The sequence below is a fragment of the Phnomibacter ginsenosidimutans genome (assembly GCF_009740285.1).
Lineage (GTDB): Bacteria > Bacteroidota > Bacteroidia > Chitinophagales > Chitinophagaceae > Phnomibacter > Phnomibacter ginsenosidimutans.
Genome location: NZ_CP046566.1, coordinates 2,694,295 through 2,707,579, shown reverse-complemented (window position 1 = coordinate 2,707,579; position 13,285 = coordinate 2,694,295). Strand labels below are relative to the sequence as shown.

13 protein-coding genes are annotated in these 13,285 nt (G+C 47.9%); 10 read left to right on the top strand and 3 right to left on the bottom strand.

The genetic code is table 11. The annotated features are described in order from the left end of the window. Nucleotides 1-28 precede the first annotated feature (28 nt). The 3 genes from GLV81_RS11720 to GLV81_RS11710 all read left to right on the top strand — a co-directional run bounded on the left by GLV81_RS11720 (nt 29) and on the right by GLV81_RS11710 (nt 3,497). Entirely contained in the window at nt 29-658 is a 630-nt protein-coding gene (locus GLV81_RS11720) for a response regulator (RefSeq protein WP_157479027.1), read from the top strand. A gap of 873 nt (nt 659-1,531) precedes the next feature. Continuing rightward, on the top strand, nt 1,532-2,077 hold the full coding sequence (locus GLV81_RS11715) for a hypothetical protein (protein WP_197428260.1): 546 nt from the start codon (nt 1,532-1,534) through the stop codon (nt 2,075-2,077). A gap of 160 nt (nt 2,078-2,237) precedes the next feature. Beyond that, nucleotides 2,238-3,497 (top strand): competence/damage-inducible protein A, encoded by a 1,260-nt coding sequence (locus GLV81_RS11710; RefSeq protein ID WP_157479025.1) that lies wholly within the window; start codon nt 2,238-2,240, stop codon nt 3,495-3,497. Between the two features lie 148 nt (nt 3,498-3,645). On the opposite strand, the gene GLV81_RS11705 is transcribed toward GLV81_RS11710, so the two are convergent. Then, nucleotides 3,646-4,293 carry a carboxypeptidase-like regulatory domain-containing protein gene (locus GLV81_RS11705; RefSeq protein WP_157479024.1) on the bottom strand — a complete coding sequence of 216 codons (648 nt, stop codon included), beginning with the start codon at nt 4,291-4,293 and terminating at the stop codon, nt 3,646-3,648. Nucleotides 4,294-4,409: 116 nt separating this feature from the next. Between GLV81_RS11705 and GLV81_RS11700 the strand changes: the two genes are divergently transcribed. Genes GLV81_RS11700 through GLV81_RS20400 form a run of 4 tightly spaced genes read left to right on the top strand, consistent with a single transcriptional unit; the run spans nt 4,410 to nt 7,056 of the window. After that, the gene (locus GLV81_RS11700) at nt 4,410-5,507 is read left to right on the top strand and encodes an Mrp/NBP35 family ATP-binding protein (protein WP_157479023.1); all 1,098 of its coding nucleotides are present in this window, start codon (nt 4,410-4,412) and stop codon (nt 5,505-5,507) included. Between the two features lie 6 nt (nt 5,508-5,513). After that, a complete protein-coding gene (locus tag GLV81_RS11695) occupies nt 5,514-6,137 on the top strand; it encodes an FMN-binding negative transcriptional regulator (RefSeq protein ID WP_157479022.1) in 624 nt (207 codons plus the stop codon). Nucleotides 6,138-6,193: 56 nt separating this feature from the next. Further along, nucleotides 6,194-6,940 carry an orotidine-5'-phosphate decarboxylase gene (gene pyrF / locus GLV81_RS11690; RefSeq protein ID WP_246185960.1) on the top strand — a complete coding sequence of 249 codons (747 nt, stop codon included), beginning with the start codon at nt 6,194-6,196 and terminating at the stop codon, nt 6,938-6,940. After that, nucleotides 6,913-7,056, top strand: coding sequence for a hypothetical protein (locus GLV81_RS20400; protein ID WP_246185959.1), 144 nt, complete (start codon nt 6,913-6,915; stop codon nt 7,054-7,056). The genes pyrF and GLV81_RS20400 overlap by 28 nt, the downstream gene beginning before the upstream one ends. Before the next feature lie 98 nt (nt 7,057-7,154). Here the strand turns inward: GLV81_RS20400 and miaE (GLV81_RS21295) are convergent, their stop codons facing one another. After that, the gene (gene miaE, locus GLV81_RS21295) at nt 7,155-7,421 is read right to left on the bottom strand and encodes a tRNA isopentenyl-2-thiomethyl-A-37 hydroxylase MiaE (RefSeq protein WP_281350687.1); all 267 of its coding nucleotides are present in this window, start codon (nt 7,419-7,421) and stop codon (nt 7,155-7,157) included. Continuing rightward, nucleotides 7,391-7,765: a tRNA isopentenyl-2-thiomethyl-A-37 hydroxylase MiaE gene (gene miaE / locus GLV81_RS21290; protein ID WP_281350686.1), complete on the bottom strand. Its 375-nt coding sequence runs from the start codon at nt 7,763-7,765 to the stop codon at nt 7,391-7,393. The genes miaE (GLV81_RS21295) and miaE (GLV81_RS21290) overlap by 31 nt, the downstream gene beginning before the upstream one ends. Nucleotides 7,766-7,872: 107 nt before the next feature. On the opposite strand from miaE (GLV81_RS21290), the gene GLV81_RS11680 reads away from it, so the two are divergent. The 3 genes from GLV81_RS11680 to GLV81_RS11670 are packed head-to-tail and all read left to right on the top strand — an operon-like array spanning nt 7,873 to nt 13,245. Further along, the gene (locus GLV81_RS11680) at nt 7,873-10,317 is read left to right on the top strand and encodes a penicillin acylase family protein (RefSeq protein ID WP_157479021.1); all 2,445 of its coding nucleotides are present in this window, start codon (nt 7,873-7,875) and stop codon (nt 10,315-10,317) included. 20 nt (nt 10,318-10,337) lie between these two features. Beyond that, on the top strand, nt 10,338-10,694 hold the full coding sequence (locus tag GLV81_RS11675) for a hypothetical protein (protein ID WP_157479020.1): 357 nt from the start codon (nt 10,338-10,340) through the stop codon (nt 10,692-10,694). 46 nt (nt 10,695-10,740) lie between these two features. After that, a complete protein-coding gene (locus GLV81_RS11670; protein ID WP_157479019.1) occupies nt 10,741-13,245 on the top strand; it encodes a DUF5686 and carboxypeptidase regulatory-like domain-containing protein in 2,505 nt (834 codons plus the stop codon). The last annotated feature ends 40 nt before the right edge of the window (nt 13,246-13,285 follow it).

Genomic DNA, 13,285 nt, shown 5'->3' with positions numbered 1-13,285 from the left:
TTTGTGGGGGTTACCCTAAATTTATGCTATGTTAAGGATCATTATTGCAGACGATCACAATATTGTTCGGAGAGGTATTAAGGAAATTCTGAAAGAAGAATACCCGACAGCTCATGTAGAAGAAGTGGGCGATGCCGAAGATTTGATAAAGCATGTAATGAAAGACGAATGGGATGTGGTACTCACCGATATTTCCATGCCCGGCCGCAGTGGTTTAGATGCATTGACACAAATCCGTCAGATGTTCCCCAAGCTGCCAGTCGTTATCCTTAGTGTATATCCTGCCGATCAATATGGCATCCGTGCATTAAAAGCCGGTGCATCGGGCTATCTTACCAAAGACAGTGCGCCTGATGAATTGGTAAAAGCGATTCGTACCGTATTGCTGGGCAAAAAATACATTACACCATTGCTGGCAGAAAAGCTGGCATCTGTGTTTGATACAGAAGCCGACAAGCCTTTGCACGAATACCTGAGCGACCGTGAATATGAAGTATTCAAATTATTAGCCATGGGTAAATCGGTATCGGATATTGCTCAAGCCATGAACCTGGGCGTAACCACCATCAGTACTTACCGGGCACGTATATTGGTAAAAATGAACATGAAAACCAATGCCGATTTAACGTTGTATGCAGTTGAGCAAAAGCTCATTTAATATACTGAAAACCTTACCAGGAGCGGGATTCGAAAGAGTCCCGCTTTTTTTGTGCGTACAGGCGGTTACATTGAAGAAACATTTTTTTATATACAAAAAATATTGCATGTAGTAAATGCGCTACAAGTTGGCTGTAGTGAACAACCACTTGGTTATCGTTCAAATTGCTATTGGCCTATCAGCGATATAAGCTTCTCTTTGTACTGTCGTCATTGAGAAACGAGCTGGACACTTTGGTTTCTAATGACTTTCAGGTTCGGATTTTTTCTAGGGTTTAGGGTATTATAATCTTCCCCCTGTTCTCAGGGGGATTTTTTTGTTGGTATATGAGGTTGCTATTTCCCCTGTTTGTAGTAGTTGTACTACAGGTGTTGCTTGCTGAAAAACTACACATGAATTTGAGAATGTTCTATTTCTGGCGGAAGTGAAAAATGTTCTCTTTGGATTGTCAACAGAGGGAAACAATCACCAACAGTTGACCGGTGAAAACCAAACAAAAAGACTTAACCGCAGCGCTGCAATGCCTGCTTCGTTATAAAGATTTTCTTTCCAAGGGTTTAAGGGTATTAAACACGCCCTCCTGTTCTCAGGAGGGCTCTTTTTTTATATATACTTTGTTACGTAGCTGTAGCAGTAATTACGACACTGCAATTCCATCTCCTTCTATAATTTTTCTTACATAGCAGTAAGACCTTTATGCTGCAATAATGATTGTGCTCTTTGATGGAAGAATAAAAGGGGATGCCTACACCATCTTGTGACGAACAACGGTTTTCTTTTGATCCGAAACTTAGAAGAATATTGGACAGGAGGCAAACAAGATGCAGGAACTGATGTGCTGGACGTTGGTTGCTGCGCAAGTGAGGGTAACCGGTGATTTGTAGCTGGACGCCGGCTTCGTTTATTCTTCCTTCAACAGAGCATTTACTTACACCAACCATCAACTTTTTTACTCGGGGTTTATTCAGGGTGTTCCCCGGTCTTTCAGGGCCGGGGATTTTTTTTGCCCACTACAGTGCAAGTACTACAGATGCGCTGCTTGTCGGTACAACAACGACAATGTTTACCCATGTTGCACTATTTAGCCGGCCAATAAGCTGTCGCATCTTTGTATGGCAAAAGCAATCGTGTTCTTTGATCGTTTCTTTGGTTACTACAAGCAATCAGCAAGCCGCAAGAGCAGCAATAGGGGGTTGGGGTGAAATTCAACATACTTGCTCGGTGGAACTACTTTTTGTACAGCAGTTGTTCATTGGCTGGAAAAATGAACAACTACTTCCTTACCGGCCGGGCTGGAACAAAGCTGGTAAGGATGCAGTAACAAATACGAGAGGCGGGCAAAGCACACGACTGCGTTTGACACTTACTTTCCTGTTCTTAGGTTTAGGGGTTACATTCAGAATCAGCTTAGGGGTCTAATGCTTCAGACATCTTAGGGTTTAGCTTCAGAAAAGGCCAGCACATTTTACAGTGTGCTGGCCTTTTTGCATTCGGTCATTTACCCTCAACGAAGCACTTTGGTAGCTGGCAAATGAGCTATCTTGCCCGCCCTTTCCTTTTCAAGTTTTATTTCATACACATGACAACCGTTTTTGCTACCATCATTACCATAGGCGATGAGCTGCTCATAGGCCAGGTGGTAGATACCAACAGTGCCTGGATGGCACAACAACTGAACGAAGCCGGCATTTTGGTAAAGCAACGCATCAGTGTGGGCGACAATGCCGCCGACATTGTAGATGCATTGAACAAAGCCGCTGCATCTTCATCCATCGTGCTCATTACCGGTGGCCTTGGCCCCACTGCCGATGATATTACCAAACCTGTGCTCTGCAAATACTTCGGTACATCGTTGGTGATGAATGACGCTGCTCTCCAAAACATCCAAACCATTTTTACCAAGCTCAACCGGCCGCTTACCGAACGCAACATCAAGCAGGCAGAAGTGCCGGCCAGTTGCACGGTGTTGCAAAATGCCCGTGGCACAGCACCTGGCATGTGGTTTGAGCAAAACGGCGTTGTATTTGTGAGCATGCCCGGTGTACCCCACGAAATGAAGGGCATGATGACCAGCGATGTGCTGCCCCGGTTGGCTCAGCACATGCAACTGCCTGCCGTATTGCACCGCACTTTGCTCACGGCGGGCATTGGCGAAAGCTTTCTGGCCGATTTGATAGCTGATTGGGAAGCAACCCTGCCCGCCAACATCAAACTGGCCTACCTGCCCAACTATGGCATGGTGCGGCTGCGCCTTACCGCCACCGGCCCCGAAAAAATGATCTTGGAAAAAGCCCTCGATGAGCAGTTTACACAATTGCAATCGTTGGTAAAAGAATACATGGTAACCGACCGCGATGAGCCGCTGGAACTGGTTTGTGCCCGCCTGCTGAAAGCGCATACCAAAGTGCTGGTAACGGCAGAAAGTTGCACTGGGGGCTATATTTCGCACCTCATTACCAGCCATGCTGGTTCTTCTGATTATTATGCGGGAAGTATAGTGAGCTATAGTTACTACCTCAAGCAACAATTGCTGGGTGTAAAACCGGATACGTTGAAAAAACAAGGTGCCGTAAGCGAAGCAGTGGTAACTGAGATGGCACTAGGAGCTCTCCAAAATACAGAAGCTGATTATGCGATTGCCGTCAGCGGCATCATGGGCCCCGGTGGTGCTACGCCCGATAAACCGGTTGGCACTGTGTGGATGGCCGTGGCAGGCCCCAACGGGGTAGATACCCAGCTGATGCAGTTCCGCTTCGACCGCCGCCGCAATATTGAACTCACGGCCACTTTTGCGTTGAACATGCTGCGCAAAAGACTGGTGCAGGATTTGGGGGAATGATGAGTGAGGAATTAGTATTTAGGAATTAGTGTTGATATGGTAAGTGCAAGCAAATACATCCAGACATTATATGCAATGTAAGCAAGCCTTGCTTTTACAAAAAAAAGCCACGCAGTTGGCTGCATGGCTATGTTGTACTAAATCTCCGTTATTTCTTCTTTTTAAAATCGCCCCGCTTCCAGGCTTTGATGAATTGGTTCCACGCAAAGGGGTTGAAAATGTTTTGCGGTGGTAGCTGCCCCGTATAGTAAGAGGCATTGGCCCGCTGGCGCAAGGTATAGTTGATGGCTTCGCGGCCATCATTGGGCAGGCTGGCCATCAGGGCAGCCCGTTTTTGCTCTTCCAGGTTTTGGCGGGCTACTTCGTATTCATCAGCAGGTATGTCTGTATTTACAAAATCACGTTCAAACTGGGGGCGGGTAGGCCTTGCCCGAATGACCGTGCCGGGTAAGTAGTTGGTATCGCTGGTGAGCAGCTGAATGATGCTGTACTCAGAACCCTGCAGGTTTTTCGGAATGTTGACCTGCTTTGATTTAAAACCAATAAAGCTGAACTCAATTACATCGCCTTTAAGCACGGCAATGCTGAATACACCCTGAAAATTGGTAATGGTACCGCGGCCCTTGCCTTTTACCGAAACACTTACGCCATCGAGGCCACGCAGGCTGTCGGCGGTCATTACCACACCGTACAGTTGCACCACACTGTCTTCAACTTGCTGTTGCTGGGCGAATAACTTGGCCGGAGCACTTAGCACCAGCAGGCAAACAAACGTGTATGTAAAAAATCTCTTCATGAATGCATTTCGGATGAAGCGAAAATACCTGAATTGGTAACAAGGTTCTTCAACAAAGTAAACCGGTGCAGGTTTAAATTTGCGCCATCAATTTTGCTTTAACAAAAACTTGGAGAATGACTGAGCAGGATATTTTGAAGGCGCTGAGCAACGTACAAGAGCCCGATTTGGGCAAAGATCTGGTGACGTTGAACATGGTAAAAGACATAGTGATTGATGGCAACAACGTATCGTTTACGATTGTGCTCACAACGCCTGCCTGCCCCATGAAAGATATGATGGCTACCGCCAGTACCAATGCGGTAAAATTTCTGGTAAATAAGGAAGCCAATGTGAAAGTAAACTTCACTTCGAACACAACCACTGCCCGTGGCGATGGCCAAAACCAACTGCCGGGCGTGAAGAATATCATTGCTGTGGTGAGTGGCAAGGGTGGTGTTGGTAAGAGCACCGTATCGGCCAATCTGGCGCTGGCACTGGCTGCCGGTGGCGCCAAAGTGGGCCTCATGGATGCCGATATTTACGGCCCGTCTGTACCCATTATGTTTGGTGTACGTGGCGAACGCCCCCTCATGAAAGACGCCGGCAATGGCAAAGCGGTGATTGTACCGCTGGAAAAGTTTGGCATCAAACTCATGAGCATTGGCTTGCTGGTAGATGATAAGAATGCCGTGGTTTGGCGTGGCCCCATGGCCAGCAGCGCCATCCGCCAATTCATCACCGATGTGGAGTGGGGCGAACTCGATTACCTCGTTATTGATATGCCACCCGGCACCGGGGATATCCACCTCACTATGGTACAAACCGTACCTGTAACCGGTGTGGTAGTGGTAACCACGCCGCAGGCCGTTGCACTGGCCGATGCCAAAAAAGGCATTGCCATGTTTGGTCAGGCGCAAATTAAAGTGCCCATTATTGGTTTGGTAGAAAACATGGCCTGGTTTACACCTGCCGAACTGCCCAACAACAAATACTATCTCTTTGGCAAAGAAGGCGGCAAGAACCTCGCCGAAGAATACGAACTGCCTTTCCTCGGTCATATTCCGTTGGTACAAAGCATCCGCGAAGGCGGCGATGCTGGTGTACCGGCACTGGTGGGCAACGACGAAATCAGCAAACAGGCCTTTATGGAATTTGCCAGCAAAGCGGTGCGAAACATCGCCATGCGCAATGCCAACATGGCGCCAACCGCCGTGGTACAAATGGTGGAGTAAACAATCATGTATAGTCCTTCCTATTTCAGGGTGCAAAGCGAAGCAGCAGTGCTTCGCTTTATGCATGCCCATCCGTTTGTAACGATTGTGGGGCAGGGGCAAGATGGCTGGCCGGCCATCAGTCATATTCCCGTGTTGATAGCAGTGCGTAATGAACAACTGTATTTACAAGGCCACATACAACGCAAAACCGATCATCACCTCAGTTGGGCGGCGCATCCGCAAGTAACGGCGGTGTTTACCGGTCCGCACAGTTATGTAAGTGCCAGCCTGTATCCGCAGCCCAATACCGCCAGCACCTGGAACTATACTGCCGTGCATGCCAAGGGTTATTTGCAATGGCAAACGGACGAATGGTTGTTGCAAATGCTCAACGAGCTGACGGCTCATTTTGAGCAAGACCCAAATTCGCCGGCACAAATGCGGCACATGACGGATGAATATGTGCAAACAAATGTAAAAGCCATTGTGGGTTTTGAAATAGAAGTGACAGAACTGCAGCACATATTCAAACTCAGCCAGAATAAAGATGCGGCAACCCAAAAACGCATTGCCGAAAGCCTGTTGCAATCGGCCAACGAAGCCGACCGTGCTGTAGGCAAACTCATGCTGCAGTCGCTGTCATCCTGATTTTTTCTGCAGCGACACTATGAGGCTGCACTTTACATTTGCCGAAATTTTTCCGCATGACCAGACAGCAATTGGTAGAACAGATTTTTACGAAGCAAACCTTTCTCTGCGTAGGCCTCGATACCGACGATACCAAACTGCCTGCTCACCTCAAAGGCAAGCCCAATGCGGTACTCGACTTCAACAAAGCCATCATTGATGCTACCTTGGCGCATTGTGTGTCGTACAAAATCAACACCGCTTTTTACGAAGCCATGGGTGCCCGTGGCTGGGAAATCATGCAGGAAACTTTTGCGTACATTCCCAAAACGCACCTCACTATCGCTGATGCTAAGCGGGGCGATATTGGCAATACTTCGCACCAATATGCCCGGGCATTTTTTGAGCACATGAATGTAGATGCCATTACCGTGGCGCCTTACATGGGCGAAGACAGTGTACGGCCTTTTCTGGAATATGAGGGCAAATGGACCATTGTGCTGGGCCTTACCAGCAACAAAGGCAGCGAAAACTTTCAGCGATTGAAGTTGGCCCCTAGTAAAGAAGAACTACCGTTGGTGCCATCTGTAGTAAGTGGCGACCGCAGCGAATTGCTGTTTGAAAAAGTACTGGAAACGGTGTCCACTTGGGGCACACCTGGCAACCTGATGTTTGTAGCCGGTGCCACACAGGCGCATGAGTTTGAACATTTGCGCAGCATAGTACCGCAGCATTTTTGCTGGTGCCCGGTGTGGGTGCACAAGGCGGTAGCTTGCGGGATGTATCGAAGTATGGTATGCACAACGAATGTGGCTTGCTGGTGAATGCCAGCCGTGCTGTCATCTATGCTTCATCGGGAGAAGACTTTGCCGAAGCCGCCCAACAAATTGCACAAGAATACCACGAAGAGATGAAGCAGTATTTGCCTCAGCAAGGCTAATCTGCATAGCCACAGCTGCACGAATGATACAAGACGCGGATTGTTGGGATGAGGACGGATGCCCACTGATTTTACTACCAACTATCATCCACCAACCATTAATGCATTCTATCGCCCCTCACATCCAGACTCAACATTACACCGGCTTCGTATTGCAACCATTCTTCCCAGCGCTGCCACACTTTTTCTTCGGGGAGGTATTGTCGGGCCAGGTCGATAAAGGTGCGGTAGTGGCCGGCTTCGCTTTCCATAAAGCGGCGGTAAAACTGGCTCAGGTATTCATCATCCAATCCTTCGCTCAGGCGTTTGAAACGTTCGCAGCTACGGGCTTCTATCAGTGCACAAATGAGTATTTTGTCCAGCAAGCGGTCTTCTTCTTTACCCCCTTTTTTTCAAAAGCCAGCAAGGCATTTACATAATCATCTTTGCGCTGCTTGCCCAGTTGCAAACCCCGTTTGCGTATTTCGTGCAGCACCAATCGAAAGTGCCCCCATTCTTCGGTAACGATGGGAGAGAGTTCATCTACCAAATCATCTTTATCGCTGTAGCGTTGTATGAGGCTCATGCAACTAATGGCGGCTTTTTGTTCGCAATAGGCATGGTCGGTCAGTATTTCTTCCAGCGAAATTTCAGCCAGGTTTACCCAGCGTGGATCGGTGGGCAATTGCAAGCCCAAAATGTTCTTTTGATACGTACTATTGTCACTCATGCCGCAAAAATAATTGACAATCGGATTGTTGTTTTGAACAGCCGCCAGCCTGCCCATCAAGTTGGCCGTTTTGTCCTTATTTTCACCACCTTCAAACCAAGGTTGCTATGAGGATACTGCCCTTTACCATTTGTGCCATACTCACCACCGGCCTGGTGGTAGCGCTAAACTCCAAACTGGGAACGGTGCCGCCGCTGGGTAAAATGCTGAGCCCTTCGCATGGCCTGTGGCAAAATGCCGAAGCGGCCGATGCCGACTTTAGCCTCGACATTCAATCGCCTTACTTAAAAGCACCGGTAGAAGTGTACCTCGATGATCGGTTGGTGCCGCATGTGTTTGCCCAAAACGATCCCGATGCCTATTTCGCACAGGGTTATTTACACGCCAAGTTTCGGTTGTGGCAAATGCAGTTTCAGGTGTTGGCGGCAGGTGGCCGATTGTGCGAAGTGCTGGGCGAAAAAGTAGGCGACAACAGTGTGCTCGAAAAACACGACCGCAAGTTTCGGAGAATGGGCATGATGTTGGCCGCTGAAAATTCGGTGAAAGCCATGAATGAAGTGCCCGAAGACAAGGCCGCTATGGAAGCGTATGCTGCTGGTGTCAATCATTACATTCATCAATTGTCGCCGGCGCAATATCCCATCGAATTCAAGCTCCTCGATTATGCGCCTGAAGAATGGACGCCCTTTCATTCTGCGTTGTTTTTGAAATACATGAGCTACGATTTGGCCAGCGACCTCGATGATTTTGCCATGACCAACCTGCGGGATCATTTGGGTAAAGAAATGTTTGGCAAAGCTTTTCCTGCACAAGCCGATTCACTGGATCCCATTTCTCCCAAAGGCACGGTGTACAATGTGCAAACGCCACTGCCGGTGAAGCCTGCCAATGTTGATTCATTAGAAACGGCCGAACCTACGGGCATTGCATATGAAGTAGATAAACCTGACCCCGACAATGGGAGCAACAACTGGGTAGTAGGTGGCAGCCGCACTGCCAGTGGTCGTCCTATTTTGTGTAATGATCCACACCTTGGCTTAAATCTGCCTTCGTTATGGTTCGAAATTCAGCTCGTAACGCCTGAGTACAATACCTATGGTGTGAGCTTTCCCGGGGCACCTTCCGTAGTGATTGGTTTCAATGACAGCATTGCCTGGGGTGTAACCAATGCCATGCGGGATGTGATGGACTTTTACGAAGTGAAGTTTCGCGACAGCAGCATGAACGAATACCTGTACAATGGCGAATGGGTAAAAACAGAATGGCGTACAGAAACCATCCGCATTCGTGGCAAGGCTGATTATATTGATAAAATTCCATTGACCGTTTGGGGCCCCGTGATGTATGATGGCACTTTCCAAAGTGAATTGAAAAATGGTAAAGCCTACGCCATTCGCTGGAAAGCCATCGACAATAGTTTGGAGCTCGGTGCTTTCAAAGGCCTCAACAGAGCCAAAAATTATGAAGATTATCTGGCAGCCATCCGGCTGTTCAAATGCCCCGGACAAAACTTTGTGTTTGCCAGCAAAACCGACACCATTGCGTGGTGGCAGCAAGCCAAGTTTCCGGCCAAGTGGCGTGGCCAGGGCGATTTTGTGATGCCCGGTTGGGATTCTACTTATCGCTGGCAGGGCATCATTGCTGATGATGACAATGTGCATATGAAAAATCCGGCCCGTGGGTTTGTGAGCAGTGCCAACCAATTGCCGGCTGATTCTGCGTATCCTTTCTACCTCGGTGGTGTGCATGATGTGTACCGTGGTGTTATCATCAACCGTTTGTTGTCTGCCAAAACCGGTGTAACGGTGGATAGCATGAAGCAAATGCAAACAGACAACTACAACATTTTTGCTGAAATGGCCAGAACGGTGCTGCTCAACAATGTGCAGGAAAATGACCTGAGCAGTGCTGCTAAATTGTTGCTGGATGATTACCGCCGCTGGAATATGCGGGCCGATGCCACTGAAAAAGGCATGTCCATTTTTTATACCTGGTGGAACAATTTTGCTGATACCGTTTGGACGGATAACATTACCCGGAAAGACGGTTTGCCCGTTCCTTTTCCGCATGACAATACCTTGCTGGAAGGCATCATCAGAGATTCGGCGTTTGTATTTGTCGACAACATCAATACGCCTGCGATAGAAACACTACCGCAAATGCTGACCGCTGCGTTGAATAAAACAGCCGAAGATTTAAAAACCGCCAAAGACCTAAGCTGGTCGGCTTTTAGGAATGTTCGCATCAGTCATTTGTTATCGGGATTGCCGGGCTTCAGCCGCATGCATTTGCCCATTGGTGGTGGTGCTAAAATCATCAACGCTACCAAAGAAACACATGGCCCCAGCTGGCGGGTGATTGTACACATGACCGATAAAACCGAAGCCTGGGGTGTGTATCCCGGTGGCCAGAGCGGCAACCCCGGCAGCAAGTACTACGACCAGTTTGTAGACCAGTGGGCCAAAGGAGAATATAACGCACTTTGGTTGATGACAGCCAACGACAAACAGTCGCCCAAGGCCAAATGGAAAATCACCTTCAGCAAATCTTGATTGTTTTAAAAACACCACTCATGAAATTCATTGCCACTTTTATATTGACGATTTTGCTGGGCTACATTGTGTATGTACTCAACGATGTATTGCCTTGGTGGACTGTAGCTATAGCCGCTTTTATTGCCGCTGCTATTGTACCACTTAAACCCTGGGCCAGTTTTCTGGCGGGCTTTTTGGGTGTCGCTTTGTTGTGGTGGGTATTGGCAGCGGTAATCGATAATGCCAATGCCGGTGTAATGGCCAAGCGTATGGCAGAAGTGTTGCCACTGGAAGGCAATAAAATGTTGCTCATCATCATCACTGGCGTAGTGGGAGGTTTGGTAGGTGGCCTCGCAGCATTAACGGGTTCATTTACCAGAAAAAAGGCCGCTTAAAGTATTTCACAATTCTTTGCCATGTGCAGCCGTTAATTTGCCATCTATGAATTTGCTGCACACCAAAACCACCCGCTGTTTTTTTCTAAGTCTGTTTTTTATTGGTAGCATGTTTGCCGCTTTGGGGCAGGCTACAGTGCAAGGTAAAATTACCAACCAGTTTGGGGCACCGTTGCCCTATGCCTCTGTGTATGTAAAAGGGAATACCAAAGGCACGGTGGCCAATACCGAAGGCCGCTATGCATTGGAGCTAAAGCCCGGCGAATACAACATAGTATGTGCGTATGTGGGCTATCAACGGTCAGAGAAAAAAATAACCATCAAAGCAGGTAATAACGAGCTTGAATTTCAGCTGAATTTTCAGCAAACAGAACTGGGCGATGTAGTGGTAAAAGCCAATGCAGAAGATCCTGCGTATGAAATCATTCGCAATACCATCAAAAAGCGTAAAGACTATTTGAATGAAGTAAAGCAATGGCAAACCCGGGTGTACATGAAAGGCATGATTCGCACCTACGCCATGCCCAACAGTATTTTGGGTGTAAAGCTCAAGCCCAACCGCGATGTGATAGACAGCGCCGGTAAAGGCATTGTATATTTCAGTGAATCATTGACGCAATACTATCGCCGCCTGCCCAAGGAGTACAAAGAAGAAGTGATATCTGCCAAAGTGAGTGGCAACAGCAATGGCTTTGGTTTCAATAGCCCGAAAGATGTGGAAGTGAATTTGTATGAAAACAACATACAAATTGAAGGACTTAACAACCGCGGCTTTGTGTCGCCCATCAGCGAAAATGCCTTACACTTTTACCGCTACAAATACGAGGGATCTTATTTTGAAGATGGTAAAGAAGTGCTGCGGGTAAAAGTGATGCCCAAACGCAAATACGAGCCATTGTTTGCAGGTGGTTTTATAGAAATTATGGATGGTAGCTGGCGGTTGCATGGTGTCAATCTGGGGCTCAACAAAGAGTCTCAAATTGAGTTGGTAGACAGTCTGCTCATTCGACAGCAATTCTTTCCGGTGAATGGCAAAGTGTGGATGCCCCAAAACACAGAGATTGATGCAACCTTCGGCATTTTTGGTATTAAAGCGGGTGCCAGTTTTGTAGCGGTTTTCAGCGATTACGATTTGCAAACAGATATCAGCCATGTGTTTGAAACCCGCGTCATCAAAAGCATTGACACGGCTGCCAATAAAAAGTCGGTGCAGTTTTGGGACAGCATTCGCCCCACGCCACTCACGGTAGAAGAGCGGCAAGATTATTTGCGCAAAGACACGCTGGAGCAAAAACTGAAAGACCCGAAATACCTCGACTCACTCGATGCTGAACGCAACAAGTTTGGTGTAGGCAAGCTGCTGCTGCGGGGGCAAAGTTTTATCAGCCGGAAAAACAAAACTGTGTTCGACATTCCGGCTGTAGCGTTGGGTATCCAATACAACACGGTGGAGCAGTGGGCGTATCAAATTGAGCCCTCTTTCCGTAAGTGGGGCGATACCGGTGCGTACAGTATCAATGCACGGTTGCGCTATGGTTTTGGCAATCAGCATTTCAACGCCAGTGCCAGCATTACCAAGCAAATTGGCAAGCAATACAACAAGCGATGGAATGTATCAGTAGCCGGTGGTAAAAATGTATATCAATTCAATCCATCGTCACCGATACAAGGGCTTAACAACAGTGTAGCCACACTCTTGTACACGGCCAATTACATGAAGATTTATGAGAAAGCATTTGGAGAAGTCGCTGGCAGTAAAACCTTGAACAACGGCATGCGGTTAACTCTCCGCATGAGCTACGAAGACCGGATACCTTTGCAAAACACAGACACTACGTACAAGTGGAAGCAATACCGCGACCGCCGCTTTACCAGCAACTATCCCGAAGAGCTGCCGGCAGGGTTTTTCGACAGGCACCAGGCATGGCTCACCACGGTGTCATTGCGTTGGCAGCCAGGTGTAAAGTTTATTCAATATCCCAAACGCAGGTTTGTGGTAGAAAGTGATCAGCCCGTTTTCAACCTGACGTTGACCAAGGGCTGGAAAAACATCTTTGGTTCTGATGTTGATTTTGGCAAATGGCTGCTGAGTGTGGAAGACGACCTCAACATGAAGCTCGGCGGTACAGTAAAATACTTTGCAGAAGTAGGCGGTTTCATCAACAACAGCAATGTGCAACTGCCCGATTGGCGCCATTTCAACGGTAACCAAACCATTGTGGCCAGTCCATTTGTGCGAAGCTTTCAACTGGCACCTTATTATGCCAACAGTACCAGAGATAACTTTGTTGCCACTGCTCATGTGGAGTGGCATTTAAACGGTTTGCTCACCAATAAAATCCCCTTGTTCCGCCGGCTCAACTGGAACCTCGTAACCGGTAGCAACGCCTTTTTGGTGGATGCCAGCCGCAATTACATGGAAATTTTTGTGGGACTGGAAAACATCTTTAAAACCCTGCGGGTAGATGTGGTGGCTGGCTATGATGGCTTCAATAAAAAGCCCACCAATGGCATTGTTTTAGGGTTTAATGGATTATTCACAGGACAATAACAGGTTCGTCATCGATTGCACACAGGGTAAAACGGGGAGG